Source organism: Pseudoalteromonas sp. Z9A5, assembly GCF_011378875.1.
In the GTDB taxonomy this organism is placed as follows: domain Bacteria; phylum Pseudomonadota; class Gammaproteobacteria; order Enterobacterales; family Alteromonadaceae; genus Pseudoalteromonas.
This window is the reverse complement of the sequence record NZ_WTLC01000045.1, coordinates 20,759-37,560: the sequence shown is the minus strand read 5'-3', so window position 1 is coordinate 37,560 and position 16,802 is coordinate 20,759. Positions and strand designations below refer to the sequence as shown.

Below are 16,802 nucleotides of genomic sequence, written 5' to 3'. Positions count from 1 at the left end.
ATAAGTAAGTGGCGTCCCCAAGGGGATTCGAACCCCTGTTACCGCCGTGAAAGGGCGGTGTCCTAGGCCTCTAGACGATGGGGACACATAAATGTATCACTAGGACAGTTGATTAGTTTAACTCACATCCTGAGTTTTAAGGTAATTGCGTTTAGTACAAATAAAGACTCGAGCTTTAGTTGTAACGCTATTTTCTCGGTAAAACCGCCTTTAACTAACTAAAGCTAAGTGGCGTCCCCAAGGGGATTCGAACCCCTGTTACCGCCGTGAAAGGGCGGTGTCCTAGGCCTCTAGACGATGGGGACACAGAAAACTGCTACCCTAGGACAAACACTAATTTTTGGTGGAGCCATGCGGGATCGAACCGCAGACCTCTTCACTGCCAGCGAAGCGCTCTCCCAGCTGAGCTATGGCCCCAACTTAGTCAACACTCCCCGTGACAAACACGTCGTGTATTGCTTAGTGCGGGGCGCATTCTATGCATCACCCAAAACAAAGTCAACAGTTTTTTACTTAGCTTTATTTAAATGGTTTAATTTTCAACAAACTGGCTATCAAGCGTGCTAATAAATGCAATTTAACCAAAATAACACCTCAATTGCTTAGATTACAGCACCACATATTAAGATAGTTAACTAAAAACGCCCTACTCTGCTGTATTAACATAGCAATAATACCAAGAAGGCAATGGTATACATTTATATGCAAATTAAACATGTGCCATCATAATAGTTTAAAATTCTATTAATCGACAAAATCTCTTAAAAAAGCTTTTATTAGTAACCAGCGTTCAAATACCTTACAAACACTTCTATTTACGAGCTGTTAATGTTTTAGAGCTGGCTTTTCAAACTGCGGTGATTTACCTCATTAACTAAAATCTGTTTAAATCATAGTAGATTAAGTCACTTTTACTTTTGAGTAGTAAAAGTCCAAATTTGCCTATTTTGATCTGAAAATAAAAATACACAAATAGAACACGGCTTAATTATTAAATAACGTCAATTTCAATAAGCATTAAAATAGTTCCAATAAAATAGTTACAGGAACGTAAAATAAACTTAAGTTTTAATCGTAATAAAGCTAGGAGTACTTTTAAATGCTTATTAGATGCTTATTTGAACTACCACTTTAAATTTGATGATAAAATAGACTTCAACCTTATGCTATTGTTTATAAAATCCTCAGTCAGTACATTTTTATCATTCAAGTGTTGACACATTTACAACTCTATCTATAATAGCGCCCCACAACAACGCAGCAATGTGATGTTGTTTAGATGTGGGTGATTAGCTCAGTTGGGAGAGCATCGCCCTTACAAGGCGAGGGTCACTGGTTCAAGTCCAGTATCACCCACCACTTTTCAATTAAAGTGTTCACATCTAAGAATACTGTATACGGGTCGTTAGATCAGTTACAAAAAGAGAGCATCACCGCTACCTACAGTAACGGCGAAGTTCACTGGTTAAAGTCCAGTACTGTTTATTTTAATAGTAGCGTTTTAGTTTATATGTGGGTGATTAGCTCAGTTGGGAGAGCATCGCCCTTACAAGGCGAGGGTCACTGGTTCAAGTCCAGTATCACCCACCACATATAAAACCTATTACTATATTAATAGTCATGTTTTAAAATTGTAATATGGGTCGTTAGCTCAGTTACAAGAAAAGAGAGCATCACCGTTTTTAATAAAAGATGGCGAGGTTCACTGGTTAAAGTCCAGTACTATCTATATAGGTAGTAGCATGTAATATGGGTCGTTAGCTCAGTTGGGAGAGCATCGCCCTTACAAGGCGAGGGTCACTGGTTCAAGTCCAGTACGACCCACCATTCCTAGAATGGTGTATATTGCAAGAAAATCTAAATGGGTGATTAGCTCAGTTAGAAAAAAGAGAGCATCACCGCTACTTACAAGTAACGGCGAGGGTCACTGGTTAAAGTCCAGTACTATTTATTTTAATAGTAGCGTTTAATTTATATGTGGGTGATTAGCTCAGTTGGGAGAGCATCGCCCTTACAAGGCGAGGGTCACTGGTTCAAGTCCAGTATCACCCACCACATATAAAACCTATTATTATATTAATAGTTGCGTTTTAAAATTTAATATGGGTCGTTAGCTCAGTTGGGAGAGCATCGCCCTTACAAGGCGAGGGTCACTGGTTCAAGTCCAGTACGACCCACCACTATTTATAGTGGTGTATATTAAAATGTAATTTGGGTGATTAGCTCAGTTGGGAGAGCATCGCCCTTACAAGGCGAGGGTCACTGGTTCAAGTCCAGTATCACCCACCAAATTACAGATTAAATGTTTAGTACATCTCAAACATTTAATAATACCTATTATATGTGGGTGATTAGCTCAGTTGGGAGAGCATCGCCCTTACAAGGCGAGGGTCACTGGTTCAAGTCCAGTATCACCCACCACATATAAATTAGTTCACCTATAAGTAAAATAGCATCGCCACTCTTTACAAGTAATGGCGAGAGTCAACGGCTCCAGTCCAGTATCACCCACCACATATAAATTAGCTCACCTATAAATAAAATAGCATCGCCACTCTTTACAAATAATGGAGAGAGTCACTAATTCAAGTCCAGTATCACCCACCACATATAAATTAGCTCACCTATAAGTAAAGTAGCATCGCCACCCTTTGCAAATAAAGGCAAGAGTTAAAGTCGCCAAATCCAGTACCAGCCACTACATATAAAACTATAAAACACCCTTCTTATAAATAATCTTAAATTAACATTAATCTCAGTATACAAACTATTAAATATCTTCTCTTAAAATAATTATGTTTATAATTTATGAGTAGCTACTTGCATATCAAAACCCCAACCGCTCGATATATAAATATTTTTACTTCGCCTGTAATAATCTTTAACTAAAATTAAATATCCACAGTTATGTGCTACCAGCCTTGCTTGTATTGCATTTAAAACTGATGTTAAAAACCGGACTTTTTTAACCATATAAACGTATTAGGCAAAATTAAGTACCTAATAAATACAGCTATCATTTAAATTCCCTTGTAAGCAGTTAAACTGTTGATTATAGTCTGTGTTAAATATAATAACGCTTAAGCCAATGCCAACTAAGATCTATTCAAAAGCCAAAATACTTATAGTAGAGGAGCAACCGCTTGCTCAAAGCTATATGAAACAATCGCTAGAAAGACTAGGCTTTCGGCAGTTGCGCTTTGCCGATCATGCAAGTTCAGCAAAAGAGCACTGCTTAAGTGAAGAATTTGATTTAATTGTTTGCTCATTTAATCTAAACAAGCAACAAGACGGCTATCAACTTTATGAAGAGCTCCGTGTTAAGCATTTAATTAAGCACTCTACTGGCTTTATTTTTATATCTGCTGAAACAAGCGGCTCTCTTGTGCACAGCGTACTTGAATTACAGCCTGACGATTTTTTAGTAAAACCATTTACAGTACAAGAACTTAAAACTCGTATTGAGCGAATTTTAAAAAGAAAGCACGACCTACAAACAGTGTACGCACTTATTGATGACGGTAATGATTCAAAAGCAATTAAGTATATAGACACGGCGCTTGATAAAAAAAACAATAACTACAGCCCAATTTTATTACGCTTAAAGGGCGACGCCCTACTTCGTTTAAATAGAAATCAAGATGCTAAAGGTTTTTTTAAATCGGTTCTCGATATTCAAAAATTTGCTTGGGCAAAGGTAGGGTTAGTTGAAGCTTTAATTGCAAATAATGAACATATTTTAGCGCAGCGTATGCTTAAAACAATGCTAGAGCGCCAAGAGACACGTTTAGTAGCACTTGATTTATTAGGGCAGCTAGAAATAAAGCTAAATCAGTTTGAACTAGCTCAAGAGTTTTTAAGTGAAGCTGTTAATATTGCTCCGCGTAATATTTCTCGTCAAAAATCACTAAGTAATGTGTCGCTTATTAATCACGATTACGAAAAAAGCTATCTAACACAAAAAGATATAGCTAATTATGCAAAACATTCAATACATGACCACCCCGACGTGTATTTAAATGCAGCCCGTGCTGGTATCGATTTTGCGTTAACAACAGATCAAACAGACCAAATACAACGAATTTCTAGACAAACTAATCAATACATTAATGATTTAAAAAAACAGTTTCCTAACAATGCTAATCAAGCGCAAATTGATGTACTTAATGCACGATTACATTATTTAAAAGATGAACATAAAAAAGCAAAAAAACTAATTGAACAACTCGACGATGACGACACGCATATTCGCTCTGTTGATGGCGCACTCGATAAAGCTAAAGCGTTCCACGAGTTAGGCTTTCATCAAAAAGCACAGAATTTATTTACTCAAATAATTAGTCATTGTGAGAGGCACCCTGTCGTTAGCGACACCACCTATTTACGTTATATTCAGCAGCAACAAAGTGAACGTCGCGATATTAAAATGGGTCCGAAAGAACTTAATAATCATGCTGTAAATCAATTTAATAAAGGGCAACTCAGCACTGCATTAGAAGCCTTTACACAAGCTTTTAGAGTCATGCCTCGCAATGCAAGCATCGCGCTTAATTTACTACAGTGTTTATTTGATTCGACTAAACAGCAAGGTAACTCATTTAATACAGAACTTGCTAAAAGATGCTACGCCCTGCTTAATAAAGCTCAGTTACAAAGCGAACAGACGCAGCGTTTAGATAAAATTTTACATACAGCAAAAGAAATGGGACTAGACCTTAGTACAACCTCTAACCCCAAGTAACAAACGTTGTATTAAAGCTTTTTCATCGACAGTGCATTTACACAATATCGTAAGCCTGTAGGTAATGGTCCATCAGGGAAAATATGCCCTAAATGTGCATCACAAACATTACATACAACTTCAACACGTTCCATGCCATGGCTCATATCGCTAATGTAACCGATAGCTTCTATCGTTGCTGGCTGTGTGAATGAAGGCCATCCCGTACCACTATCAAACTTCTCATCTGCATCAAACAACAAGTTATCACAACAAATACATGCGTATTTACCCGGTTCTAATAATGTGCAGCTACCAGAGCTGTGAGGGCGTTCAGTGCCCTTTTTACGTGTTACGTAGTATTCGTCTTCAGAAAGTACTTCTCGCCACTGCTGGTCGGTTTTAACAACCTTTTGAGCTGGCGTAGGATTGCCATTATTGGCAAAATTAATAACATCATTCCATTTCAACATAACAGCCTCATTGAATAGTTGGTTAGTTATAACCAAATGTGACAAGAGTAAAATAAAGCTTGGCTTAATAAACCAACGCTATATTAATACCCAACTAATCATTACATTATCGAATAGGCATAAATTGGCTTAATCAAATGTAATGGTTTGTTTTTCAGAATCGGTAAGGATACGTTTTAAAAATGTGTCTAGTTCAACTTTTTTAGCCGGTAAACTAGCACTAAATTGACGCTCGTTATTACTGTGTATTATTAGTTCGTCGTCTTTAACCGTTATACGCTCAATACTTTCAATGATGAGCCAATCTGGACCGTGTTTTTTATCAAAAAAGCCCATCAAACTAAATAATAATAAATGTTGTGCATCACGCTGAATAAAATCGGTTAACGGATTTCTAGATTTAAATAACGGTGTAAGCCTATAAACACTTGAGCAAAAAACAAATAACCACAAACCAAATAATGCTTTAAACCACATATATTCTAAAAACTTAGTACTTATCATCAAAATAATAAGTACTAATCCAATTAACGAAATCGCTATCGCTATTTTTTTATTTACAGCGTCCACCGCTAATCCTTTTTAAGTAGCTTTTTTTCTTCTGATGCTTTTTCTGTTGGCTCAGGCCAATCATTAAAAAACACTGTTAAATAACGGCTTTTGGCTAAATACCATAATACCCACAACACAATAACCATTTGTATAGCTAACGATAATGAAAATAGGTAGTGGCTATGTGCAGCTTGAATACTTAACCATATTAAATCAATAACGGCACATAAAATAAGAGGCCAGCGCATATATCGCCATATTTTTGCTAACCTATCGCTCGCACTGTGTGAATCTCGTGGTCTGCGTAAACAAAATAAAATAGTCGGTATTATTGCAATACTTCCAATCGCTATTGCGATAAAAAAGTCATTTTTATTTTTAAAAAATAACGACATTAAATCCAGTTCAGGTCGGCGACTTAACGCCGCAATAACCCAAATAAAATAAGAGCGCAATAGTACCAATACACTTAAATGAAATGCGATGGGTGTACGATAACTTCCATACTTATCCCAATATTCTGGTCCGTATCGGCTCATTGTTATTTACCTAACCATTATGCTTTATAAGCAGTTCTATTAATTCGTCTTCAGTTAGTATGTCTATACCTAGATCCTGCGCTTTAGTTAGTTTTGAACCTGCTTTTTCGCCTGCCACTAATGCATCAGTTTTAGCAGATACACTACCTGACACCTTAGCTCCTAATTGTTGCAAACGTGCTTTTGCATCATTACGATTTAGTGTATTTAGCGTACCAGTAAGCACATAAGTAAGCCCAGCAAGTGGTTGTTCTTCCTCTGAAGGCGCACTCAGTTGTGGCCAATTTACACCTTGATCTACAAGTGCATTTACAACAGCTAGATTATGCTCTTCATCAAAAAAGCCACGAACATGAGCAGCTACTATTTCGCCTACATCACTTACTTGCGTTAAACTATCAATGCTGGCATTTATTACATTTTCAAGTGTTAGAAAGTGATTAGCTAAATTTTGTGCTGTTGCTTCCCCGGCTTCACGAATACCTAATGAGTATAAAAACTTCGCAAGCGTAGTTCCTTTAGCTTCTTCAAGTGCTGTTACCAAGTTTTTAGCTGACTTAGGTCCCATACGCTCAAGAGACTCAAAATGCCCTTGTTTTAAAATAAACAAATCAGCCGGTGTTTTTATAAGTTCTCTATCAACAAGTTGATCAACAATTTTATCGCCAAGACCATCTATATCGAGGGCTTTGCGCGATGCAAAGTGTTTAATTGCTTGCTTACGTTGTGCAGGGCAAACTAAACCACCAGTGCAACGAGCGACGGCTTCACCTTCAACTTTTTCAACATGTGAATCACAGATTGGGCACGTCACCGGAAATTCAATATCTCGGGCATCATCAGGTCGGCGTTCAAGTACAACTTGGGTTATTTGCGGAATTACATCACCTGCACGGCGAATAATAACCGTATCCCCCACTTTTACACCTAAACGCGCAATTTCATCGCCATTATGAAGCGTTGCATTTGATACCGTTACGCCGCCGACAAAAACAGGCTCTAAACGCGCAACGGGAGTAATAGCGCCAGTTCTGCCCACTTGAAATTCTACATCTAATAATTGTGTTATTTCTTCTTGTGCCGGAAATTTATACGCAATAGCCCAACGAGGTGCGCGAGCTACAAAGCCTAAGCGCTCTTGTAAGGCTTTTTCATTTATTTTAATTACTACGCCATCAATTTCATATTTAAGCTCGCTACGGCGCGTTAAAATATCGCTGTAGTACTCAAGCGCGGCTTTTGGACCTTCAACTAATTTTGTTTCTGGGCACAGAGGTAGACCCCAATCAGTCAACTTTTCTAATTGCTGATAATGATCCTGGGGAATATTGCCATCGGCAACAAGCCCAGTGCTATATGCGTAAAACATGAGTGGGCGCTTAGCGGTAATTTTAGAGTCGAGTTGTCGTAAGCTACCGGCTGCTGCATTACGTGGGTTAACAAATACTTTTTCACCGCGTTTTTCTGCTTCAGTATTCAATTTGTCAAAGCCGGCGCTGTTCATAAATACTTCGCCGCGCACTTCAAGCTCTTTTGGGTAATCGCCACGTAACTTAAGCGGTACATTACGAATTGTTTTTACATTTTGAGTAATGTTTTCACCGGTAAAACCATCACCTCGAGTCGCTGCTTGTACAAGCACACCATCACGATAAATAATTGATACAGCTAAACCATCAAGTTTTGGCTCACAACAAAAAGTAAGCTCATCAGTACTCATTAAACGTTCTTTTATACGGCGATTAAACGCAGTGAATTCTTCTTCACTAAACGCGTTATCAAGCGATAACATAGGCACTTGATGCGCAACTTGCTCAAATTTACTTAACGCAGCTCCACCTACTTTTTGAGTAGGTGAATCAGCCGTTAAAAATTCTGGATGTTCGTTTTCCAGAGCACTTAGTTCACGTAATAATCTATCGTATTCGGAATCGGGAATACTGGGAGTATCGAGTACATAATAATTGTAATTGTGTTGCTCTAATATGGTACGAAAATGATTAATTTGCTCACTAATGCTGCTAGACATTTAAACCTCAAAAAAACATAAAAAAAGCCACTTTGACGAGTCAACGCCCAGTGGCTTACAAAATATAACTTGTGCGCTAATTACGCAGAAAATGCACGAACCTGTTCAACATAAAGACGAATACGGTCTACTGTCATTTCTTGGCGTTCAGCATCTAAAATTTGTGCACCAAATTCATCGCTAAGCTTTTTAGCTGCGCTGTGCAACATGTTAAATGCAGCTAAGCCATCACCTTCACACGGTAATGTCATAAATAAGCTAACCCCAGCGGTACTAAATTGTTCCATATTATCAATATCAAACGTGCCTGGGTTGTACATATTTACCAGTCTAAATAAAACAGGACCTTGCCCAGCTGGGTCAATATGTCGATTAAAAAAGCCTTCTTCAGAGTACTTAAAGCCTAATGTATTTACTGCAGGTAATAATTTACTACCTTGCATACTAAGTCCATCAGGCATTTGAATATGTACTATCACAAAGTCAGACATAGCCGCAGGCTTCTCACCATCACTTTGCTCAACAACTTCTGCTGGCTCATCAACAATCGTTAGGTCGTCTTCAATTGGCGTTTCTGGCACATCTATTTCTATTTGTGGCTCATTGGTATCGAAGTTTAACTCACCAAATTGTGGCTCATCACGCTGGTTTATCTCAGGCTCTTTCACCTCAGTTTTAACACGAGGAGAGTGTGATTTGATCGGCGCACTTTCTTGCGACGGTTCAACCCGTTCATCATTTGATACTTCTGGGCGGTCTTTTTTTCTAACTGACCATAGACCATGTATAAGTAAGCCACCAATGACTACTACACTGATAATGATTAAAACCCACCTTAATTGTTCGGCCATCCCCTCACCTTTTATTATTTGTTATGCCTAGACCCATGTATTACTTAAAATAATACACTTTCTATAAAAATTATACATGTGCAAGTTGCACTGCTTGTTCAATATCTACAGCAACCATACGTGATACACCTGGTTCTGCCATAGTTACGCCTGTTAACCTGCCAGCCATTTCCATCGCAATTTTATTATGACTAATATAAATAAACTGCACTGATTGTGACATTTCTTCAACCAAACGGCAAAAACGCACTACGTTGGCATCATCTAATGGCGCATCTACTTCGTCCAGCATACAGAAAGGAGCTGGATTGAGCCTGAATATAGAAAACACTAATGATAATGCGGTCAGCGCTTTTTCTCCACCACTTAACAGATGTATTGTTGAATTCTTTTTGCCTGGTGGCCGTGCCATTATACTAACACCACTTTCGAGTAAATCGTCACTGGTTAATTCTAAATACGCACTACCACCACCAAAAACTTTAGGAAATAGCTCTGCAAAGTCTTCATTTACCTGATCGAAGGTAGCTTTAAAGCGTGTTTTAGTCTCTATATCAATTTTACGAATTGCACCTTCAAGCGTACTTAACGCTTTTGTTAAGTCATCTAATTGATTATCAAGATAATCACTGCGTGCTTTAGCTAAATCAAATTCTTCAATTGCCGCTAAGTTTACCGCGCCTAATTTTTCTAGCTGATTAGTAAATCCGGTTAACTGATTTTGCGCTGCACTTAAACTTAGTGAGTCTGGTAATTCATCAAGTATCGCTTTTAAGCTTTGCTTTAGCTCTTCTAATGGCTCAAGCGCAGCCTGTGCTTTTATAAGTAAGCTTTGTTCTTCAATTGTTAACTTTTGATGCTGCTCTTGCAAGCCCACCAGCTCACCTTGTGAATTTTTAAGGCTTATTTGCTTGGTGTTTAAGCTTTCTTTAGCTTGAATTAATTCTTTTTGAAGTAATACCAAGGCTTGCTCACCTTTTTGATGCTGCGCTAAAAACTGCGTTATTTTATCGCTAAGCTCTTGCTCTGGTATAAGCAGCTCTTCTATTTCATTGAGTAATTCTTGTGCACCTTCAAATGCACTAATATGCTCTTGCTCTGCATGGGTCAATTTAGTTTTGCTTAACTGCCATTCACTGCGTGCTTTTTGTTCAGTAAGCGTTGCTCTATGCGCTTGTGTTTTATATTGCTCAAGCATGCTTAATGCTTCGCTATAACTTTTATCACTTTGTGAGCGCAGGCTATTTGCAGCGTCTAGCTCATCCGCTAAGCTAAGTTGCTGATCATTAAAAACGTCAAATTGCTCTGTTTGCTCATCAAGCACGGTATTTAATTGCAAAAGCGCAGTGGTTAATTGCTGTTTTTGTTGCTGTAGTTTTTCTAATTGCAGCTTAAATTGCGCTACTTGCTGCTTAAGCATGTCGCTTCGTGTACTGGCTACCGCTATATTTTGCGCTAACTGATGTATCGCTTCTTTTAGCTCACTTTGCTCGTTAGTTAACTTCGCTTGCTGAGCTGTATTCCCATCAAGCGTTAATGTTACTTGTTGTAGCTCATCCTCGGCATCAATTAACTGCTGAGCTTTATCCTGCAATTGCTTATGTTTTAAAAGTAATGAGTTTTCTGCGTTACGATCAGCACTTACATGCCAGTTACGACCATGCATTGCACCGTTTTTATCCATAACAGCTATATAAAAATCATCATTTAACAGCGTTAAATCACCGCTCTCGCTATAAGCAATACGCGTTAAATGATCTGGATAAATACCGCTTGTTATGAACGCCGCTAAGCTATTTTCAGCAATGTGCTTACCACTAATTGGCCACACACTATTATCAGCTTGCTGCTCACTTACATTTAAGTGCTCTAACGATTTAAGTGCCTGCTCTATTAAATGCTCAAAACCCTCTTTAACACTTAACTGACTAAACAACCCATTAGCATTAGAGGTTTCTTCATCAAGTCCTAATGTACTTTTAAGCCCCGTTATACTGGCTTTTAACTCATTTACTTTTTGAGTAAGTATCGAGTGCTTCTTTTGTGCGTTATTAACAAGCGCGTTTTGTATTTCAAGCTCAGCGCTACAATGTGTATGCCCAGTTTGTTTAATGGCAAGCTCTTGAGTTAATACTTGTGTTTGCTGTGTTTGCTCTATTAATTGCTGTTCTACATCGCTACTTTGTAGCTCAGTAAGCTGCGCATTTAACTGATTACGTTGCTCGTTAACGTGGCTTATTTGCTGTTGAGTTTGTTTAAGCTGACTGCTATGCAGTTGTGCATTATTATTGAGTTGTTGTTGTTGCTCACTCAAAGTTTGCCAATGGGTATAGCGGTGCTGCTTAAGTGCTAATAATTCCTCAAGCTCATGCGTTAACTTCCTAACTTGCTCTTCGCACATTAACGCGTTTTCACTTGCCTCTTGAAGGGTTTCATTTAATTGTTCACACACAATTTGCTGCTGCGTTTTAATCTCAGTACTCTGAGTTTGACGTAGCTGTAATTTAATTAAATTTAGCTTAAGCGTTTGGATTTGTTGCTTTACATTTATTTGCTGTTGCTCAGCGCGGGTAAGCTCGGTGTGTATTACATGTTGCTGGTGCTGTGCGTCGCTTAGTTTATCTTGCTGAGCTTGTACTTGCCCTTCTAAGCTTGCAAGTACATCGTCGTGCCCTGAGTTAGCGGTTTTAAAAAACGAAATTTGATCGTTCAGTTTTTTAATTAGAGTGCTTTTTTCAAGTTGCTGCTGGTGTAACTTTTGCCATTTTAAAACCGCAATTTGCCCTTTTAATGTGCGTTCTTGCGCTTTTAACTCACGGTATTTTTTTGCATCAACCGACTGCACAGCCAATTTATCTAACTGGCTTTGCAGCTCTTTACGCACATCTAACAAACGCTCAAGGTTTTCGCGGGTGCTTTTAATGCGTGTTTGTGTTTCGCGGCGGCGCTCTTTGTATTTAGAAACACCAGCAGCTTCTTCTAAAAATACGCGTAATTCTTGTGGTTTACTTTCTATTAAGCGCGAGATCATCCCTTGCTCAATAATCGCGTAACTACGCGGACCAAGACCGGTGCCTAAAAATATATCGGTAATATCGCGCTTACGGCATTTACTGCCATTTAAAAAGTACAGCGACAGCCCGTCGCGCGTTACTAAGCGCTTAATCGCAATTTGGTTTCGATCAGCAAATGTATTTGAAGGACTACCTTTATCGTTATCAAAAACAAGCTCTACAGAAGCTTGCGATATGGCTTTACGATTAGTTGAACCATTAAAAATAACGTCGGTCATGGCATCGCCACGCAGGTTTTTAGCAGAGCTTTCACCTAGCACCCATCGTACTGCATCAATAACGTTAGATTTGCCACAGCCATTGGGGCCTACAACACACGTCATTTGATCAGGAAATGGAATTTTAGTGGGCTCTACAAACGATTTAAAGCCCGCTAATTTAATAGTGCTTAAGCGCATCTTATTGTTATTACCAATTTATTATTGTTATTTGTCATAAACAATTTAACCCATAATTTACTAATAGATTAAGCTTGTCGTTTAAAGTTATCTAAAATGATACCGGTCGCCATTGCAACATTAAGTGACTCTGCACCACCAAAAGCGGGAATGGTTATTTTATTGGTCACTAAATTTGCACATGTCTCGCGTATACCATGCGACTCACTGCCCATTAGCAAAACGCCTGAGCCCGTAAATTGGGTTTTATGTACACTTTGTCCATCTAAAAAAGCACCGTAAACTGGTAAATTTAAAGACTGTAAGTAATCAGGTAAATCTACTTGGCTTACCGATACCCTTACAAATGAGCCCATTGTGGCGCTAATTGTTTTAGGGTTGTAAGCGTCTGCGCTGTCGGTGCTAGTTACTATATGTTTAATACCGTACCAATCAGCTACTCTAATTATTGTGCCTAAATTACCAGGATCAGATACGCCATCAAGCGCGAGAATTAAGCCATTTGCTTGTGGTAAAGCCGCCTTTGGCATATCAACAATAGCAATGGCTGCATTATTGCTAACTAATGTGCTTGCTTTAGTGAGGGTCTCTTCATCCGCTTCAATAAAATTAGCGTGCTGATACTCACCTTGGTACGCATTTATAAATTCATCAGTAGCAAAAATATTAACCGCATTTAATGGGCTGTTTAGTAACTCAAGTACATTTTTTTCACCCTGTACAAGGTATTGATTATATTGCTTTCGGTACTTTTTTTGGCCAAGTTGGCGAATAAGTTTGAGTTGGTTTTTTGAAATCATAACAGCCCCATAAAATTGTCCATCAAGTATAACAGATTTCGGTATAACATCTGAACTCGAAAAGCAGCGAATAGGGTTAATTTATCTTGCTGGCACTTCTTTCAAAGGTCAGATTAATACGAATAAACATCCCTTTTATTGCCTCTAATTGGTTTGAATCACCAACAGATGCGGCTAATTCGTTATAAAGATTATCAGACGCTTGCTTAAAGTTTTCATCAAACTTACCTTTGGTAGCCAGCATAAATGCATCAGCCAACGTGCGTTGCCACTCATTTAGGTATTTTAGCTTTTTGTCACCAGCAAGGTTTTCGCAAATTGATTTTAATCGCACTGAGGCATGCCCTAAGTTTAGACCGGTTAGAGCCAAATCGGTAATAGCGCGTGAGTGTGAACCCTGATCGTAATTAGTTAAACGTATTAACCTATCTGCCATACGGCGGTTGTACCAAATACTCGGAGTTTGATGGGTATTTATTTCGAGTAAATCTTTATAAGTAGCCTTAAAAACACGATGAACAAGTAACTGAACACTTGGTCCTGTAAATAACTGAAAAATCCAAAATAAAATACTCACGCCAGCAAAAATAGCGATTGCAGAGCTGAGTGTATAATCAATTGAAAACGCTAGGCTCATATCCGTGCTTGGTCTAACCAAAATAGTAAATGGAATACAAAACCCTAAGCCGTATGGCAGCGTTTGTTGATCAGCGAGCAGCAGCAAACCCAAAAAATACGGACCAGCTAATACAAGCAATAATATTTCTAATTGCCCACCACTTTGCGACAGTAAATTTAACGCATAAAAAATAGTCACAAAAGTAGCAACAATTATACCTGCCAATAAACGTTTAATTACAACCTGTAAAATAGCCAAGGGTATTCTCGCCAGCATTATCGAAAATATTACGGGTAAAATCATAATTAATAATGCAGCTGAAGAACCTGTATTAATCCAAATAAATGCGCCGATAGAAAACACCAAAGCAGTTCTAAATCCAACTATAATGCCAGCTAATGGGTCACGATATGTAAGCATACTGGGTGCATTTAATAATGTTTTATCGCGTTGTTCTAAAGCTCTGTATGCGCGTAGTAAAATTGTTAAGTCGGCTGCTACTTCTAAGCTCACATTGAGCATGTGAGATTCAAATGGCGAATCACACACCGTATTTGCTCTATAGTCGGTTAGCTCTTTACGCAGTGTTTTAACTTGTTCGGCGCAGTAATCAAAATCGTCAGATTCTTTAATTTGCGCGAATACGTGTTTAAGTTTACTTATTAATTTGTCTAGTGTAGGAGTAATAAGGTCTGCGTGGTTTCGTTGTAGACGACCAACTATTTGAATTGAAGCCAGTAAAGAAAGTACTTTTTGCGACAATTGATTTGCAGCACGCGAGCGCCCTGGACCTTTTGGTCCTTCGTATCTTACTGCGCTAGAGTCTTCGTTTATAGATCCTAACGTTGCCATAATGCCATCTATTTGTTGATGACGATTTTCGTGCGAGCCTTTAGAATCAAGCTCAGTTACTAAATAATCTAACGTTTGATTTATAACCGACCGCGCTTGAACTTGCAGTAAGTGTTTAACTTTTACAGGCCAAAATAAATGGCTCACAAGGCCTGCACATATTGAGCCTATTACTATTTCACTCACGCGCGCTTGTGCAATATCAAATATGCTTTGACTGCTTACCATTGCCGGAGTAACCATGACTAAAAGTACAATAATAGCGGCTGTTACACCTGCCATAGCAAACGCATAAACAAAGTTTGCTTGGCGTACCATTGCCGATAACGCAGAGTTTACCCCCAACCATAATGCAAGTGCACCTAGCGCTAAATAAGGGTAAAGAATTAGCTGAGTTAAAAGCAATATGCCAAATAAACCACCCACTATGGTGCCTATTATTTGGCAAATTGCTTTTTCAATAACCAATCCGCTTTGCGGGCGTAATTGCAAAAATATAGCCGAGACTAACGCCCAATAAGGTCTTTCAAGATTAAGCCACATAGCGATAGTAAGCGCCATTACCATGGCTATAACGCCCTTAATCGCAAAAATGATTGCCTGCTTTTTAGGAAAAAACAAATTTTGTAATACAACGCCCACAGTCTTCCCCTTAACGTGTAGCGAGATGTATCGTGGCGGTCATTCCTGCACTAAGCTGAATATTTTCGGGTAGTGTGTCTAATTTAATATCAACAGGAATACGTTGCGATAAGCGCACCCAATTAAATGTTTGTTGCACTTGCGGTAAAAGTTGTCCGTTACTTTGTGTATTCGTATTTGCAATTGCTTTACCTACACTCACTACATGCCCTGTTAATTGCTTACCACCACTTAAAAGCGCTATTTTAGCTTTTTGATCAGGGTAAATAAGCGGTATTTTACTCTCTTCAAAGTAACCCGTTACGTAAAACGAATCTAACCGCACGATAGCAAACACAGGGGTGCCTTGAGCTACATAGTTACCTTGGCGTAAATTCAGATTAATTATTTGCCCCGATGCAGGTGCAACTATTTGCGTTCTATCAACATTTAATTGCGCAATTGTTTGCTCTGTTTTAGCTAAGTTATAATTTGCTTCGGCAATTTTGGTGTTGATACGTGTTGATTCTAGTGTTTCTTCACTTATTGCTTGTTGGGTGCTTAGCTCAACACGCCTTTCGTATTTATGTTTAGCAAGTTCCCATGTATATAGCGCATTTTCTGTATTGGCTTTACTTTTATCAAGCGCTGCTTGGTAACGCTTTTGATCAACATTAAAAAGAACTTCGCCTTTTTGTACGTTTTGACCATCTTTAATATTTAAAGTTGTGACCCAACCCGAAACGTCTGGAGCAACTGTAACTATATCTGCTCGAATGCGACCGTCGCGCGTCCAAGGAGTATGCATGTAGTCAGTCCAAACCCAACGCCCAGCAAAAACCGCAGCTATAACAACCACTATAGTAAAAGTAATACGCAGATATTTAATCATTCAATTTATCTTCCACTTAGTAAATAGACGGCGAGTGCCAAGTAACAAACAAACAGTGACACTTCAAACCAAGCCACCTTCCAAATACGATCGTGCCAATCTAATCGATGCAAAACAAAACGAGTCAGCGCGGTTAAAATAAACGCAATTGGGAAATAAACAATCAGTGGACTAAATTCTAATCCCCCCAAAACTACCGCGTGAAGCATAATAAGTATCCTAATATTATTTTAACGATGATAAGCACCAACAAATTCATTTAACTTACAGCACTATAACGGTAACAATTAATAACGGTAATAATTAATAACGGTAATAATTAATAACGGTAACAATTAATTATTTTGATATATAAATCAACTTACTTAAGTGTACCTAGGCG

11 protein-coding genes and 10 tRNA genes are annotated in these 16,802 nt (G+C 38.5%); 8 read left to right on the top strand and 13 right to left on the bottom strand.

Going from position 1 to position 16,802, the window contains the following annotated elements; all coding sequences use genetic code 11:
* Positions 1 to 9: 9 nt before the first annotated feature.
* From GQR56_RS18300 to GQR56_RS18290, 3 genes are all read right to left on the bottom strand, one after another.
* Positions 10 to 85, bottom strand: a tRNA-Glu gene (locus GQR56_RS18300).
* 144 nt (positions 86 to 229) lie between these two features.
* Positions 230 to 305: transfer RNA gene (locus GQR56_RS18295), tRNA-Glu, on the bottom strand.
* 36 nt (positions 306 to 341) lie between these two features.
* Positions 342 to 417 (bottom strand) — tRNA-Ala (locus GQR56_RS18290).
* An 866-nt stretch (positions 418 to 1,283) separates the two neighbouring features.
* Between GQR56_RS18290 and GQR56_RS18285 the strand changes: the two genes are divergently transcribed.
* From GQR56_RS18285 to GQR56_RS18250, 8 genes are all read left to right on the top strand, one after another.
* Positions 1,284 to 1,359 (top strand) — tRNA-Val (locus GQR56_RS18285).
* 155 nt (positions 1,360 to 1,514) lie between these two features.
* Positions 1,515 to 1,590 (top strand) — tRNA-Val (locus GQR56_RS18280).
* Between the two features lie 161 nt (positions 1,591 to 1,751).
* A tRNA-Val gene (locus tag GQR56_RS18275) sits at positions 1,752 to 1,827 on the top strand.
* Between the two features lie 152 nt (positions 1,828 to 1,979).
* Positions 1,980 to 2,055: transfer RNA gene (locus GQR56_RS18270), tRNA-Val, on the top strand.
* Positions 2,056 to 2,104: 49 nt separating this feature from the next.
* Positions 2,105 to 2,180, top strand: a tRNA-Val gene (locus tag GQR56_RS18265).
* Between the two features lie 33 nt (positions 2,181 to 2,213).
* Positions 2,214 to 2,289 (top strand) — tRNA-Val (locus GQR56_RS18260).
* Positions 2,290 to 2,345: 56 nt separating this feature from the next.
* Positions 2,346 to 2,421: transfer RNA gene (locus GQR56_RS18255), tRNA-Val, on the top strand.
* A gap of 667 nt (positions 2,422 to 3,088) precedes the next feature.
* Complete coding sequence (locus tag GQR56_RS18250) at positions 3,089 to 4,741, top strand: tetratricopeptide repeat-containing response regulator (RefSeq protein WP_166114147.1); 1,653 nt, start codon at positions 3,089 to 3,091, stop codon at positions 4,739 to 4,741.
* An 11-nt stretch (positions 4,742 to 4,752) separates the two neighbouring features.
* On the opposite strand, the gene msrB is transcribed toward GQR56_RS18250, so the two are convergent.
* The 10 genes from msrB to GQR56_RS18200 all read right to left on the bottom strand — a co-directional run bounded on the left by msrB (position 4,753) and on the right by GQR56_RS18200 (position 16,629).
* The gene (msrB, locus tag GQR56_RS18245) at positions 4,753 to 5,193 is read right to left on the bottom strand and encodes a peptide-methionine (R)-S-oxide reductase MsrB (RefSeq protein ID WP_024611200.1); all 441 of its coding nucleotides are present in this window, start codon (positions 5,191 to 5,193) and stop codon (positions 4,753 to 4,755) included.
* Between the two features lie 129 nt (positions 5,194 to 5,322).
* On the bottom strand, positions 5,323 to 5,763 hold the full coding sequence (locus tag GQR56_RS18240) for a hypothetical protein (RefSeq protein WP_166114144.1): 441 nt from the start codon (positions 5,761 to 5,763) through the stop codon (positions 5,323 to 5,325).
* A gap of 2 nt (positions 5,764 to 5,765) precedes the next feature.
* Positions 5,766 to 6,284, bottom strand: a complete 519-nt coding sequence (locus tag GQR56_RS18235; RefSeq protein ID WP_166114142.1) for a DUF2919 domain-containing protein — start codon at positions 6,282 to 6,284, stop codon at positions 5,766 to 5,768.
* A gap of 10 nt (positions 6,285 to 6,294) precedes the next feature.
* The gene (ligA, locus tag GQR56_RS18230; protein WP_166114139.1) at positions 6,295 to 8,313 is read right to left on the bottom strand and encodes an NAD-dependent DNA ligase LigA; all 2,019 of its coding nucleotides are present in this window, start codon (positions 8,311 to 8,313) and stop codon (positions 6,295 to 6,297) included.
* Between the two features lie 80 nt (positions 8,314 to 8,393).
* Entirely contained in the window at positions 8,394 to 9,164 is a 771-nt protein-coding gene (zipA, locus tag GQR56_RS18225) for a cell division protein ZipA (protein ID WP_166114136.1), read from the bottom strand.
* 70 nt (positions 9,165 to 9,234) lie between these two features.
* The gene (locus tag GQR56_RS18220; RefSeq protein WP_166114133.1) at positions 9,235 to 12,636 is read right to left on the bottom strand and encodes an AAA family ATPase; all 3,402 of its coding nucleotides are present in this window, start codon (positions 12,634 to 12,636) and stop codon (positions 9,235 to 9,237) included.
* A 68-nt stretch (positions 12,637 to 12,704) separates the two neighbouring features.
* The gene (locus GQR56_RS18215) at positions 12,705 to 13,436 is read right to left on the bottom strand and encodes an RNA methyltransferase (RefSeq protein ID WP_166114130.1); all 732 of its coding nucleotides are present in this window, start codon (positions 13,434 to 13,436) and stop codon (positions 12,705 to 12,707) included.
* 76 nt (positions 13,437 to 13,512) lie between these two features.
* Positions 13,513 to 15,549, bottom strand: coding sequence for an FUSC family protein (locus tag GQR56_RS18210; RefSeq protein WP_166114127.1), 2,037 nt, complete (start codon positions 15,547 to 15,549; stop codon positions 13,513 to 13,515).
* Between the two features lie 10 nt (positions 15,550 to 15,559).
* Positions 15,560 to 16,420 (bottom strand): HlyD family secretion protein, encoded by an 861-nt coding sequence (locus tag GQR56_RS18205; RefSeq protein ID WP_024611207.1) that lies wholly within the window; start codon positions 16,418 to 16,420, stop codon positions 15,560 to 15,562.
* A 5-nt stretch (positions 16,421 to 16,425) separates the two neighbouring features.
* Positions 16,426 to 16,629 (bottom strand): DUF1656 domain-containing protein, encoded by a 204-nt coding sequence (locus tag GQR56_RS18200; protein WP_024611208.1) that lies wholly within the window; start codon positions 16,627 to 16,629, stop codon positions 16,426 to 16,428.
* Positions 16,630 to 16,802: the final 173 nt, after the last annotated feature.

What these genes read in the sequence shown, in the direction of transcription:
- GQR56_RS18250 (WP_166114147.1), top strand. Translation starts at nt 3,089, where the DNA reads ATGCCAACTAAGATCTATTCAAAAGCCAAAATACTTATAGTAGAGGAG.
- msrB (WP_024611200.1), bottom strand. Translation starts at nt 5,193, where the DNA reads ATGTTGAAATGGAATGATGTTATTAATTTTGCCAATAATGGCAATCCT.
- GQR56_RS18235 (WP_166114142.1), bottom strand. Translation starts at nt 6,284, where the DNA reads ATGAGCCGATACGGACCAGAATATTGGGATAAGTATGGAAGTTATCGT.
- ligA (WP_166114139.1), bottom strand. Translation starts at nt 8,313, where the DNA reads ATGTCTAGCAGCATTAGTGAGCAAATTAATCATTTTCGTACCATATTA.
- zipA (WP_166114136.1), bottom strand. Translation starts at nt 9,164, where the DNA reads ATGGCCGAACAATTAAGGTGGGTTTTAATCATTATCAGTGTAGTAGTC.
- GQR56_RS18220 (WP_166114133.1), bottom strand. Translation starts at nt 12,636, where the DNA reads ATGCGCTTAAGCACTATTAAATTAGCGGGCTTTAAATCGTTTGTAGAG.
- GQR56_RS18215 (WP_166114130.1), bottom strand. Translation starts at nt 13,436, where the DNA reads ATGATTTCAAAAAACCAACTCAAACTTATTCGCCAACTTGGCCAAAAA.
- GQR56_RS18205 (WP_024611207.1), bottom strand. Translation starts at nt 16,420, where the DNA reads ATGATTAAATATCTGCGTATTACTTTTACTATAGTGGTTGTTATAGCT.
- GQR56_RS18200 (WP_024611208.1), bottom strand. Translation starts at nt 16,629, where the DNA reads ATGCTTCACGCGGTAGTTTTGGGGGGATTAGAATTTAGTCCACTGATT.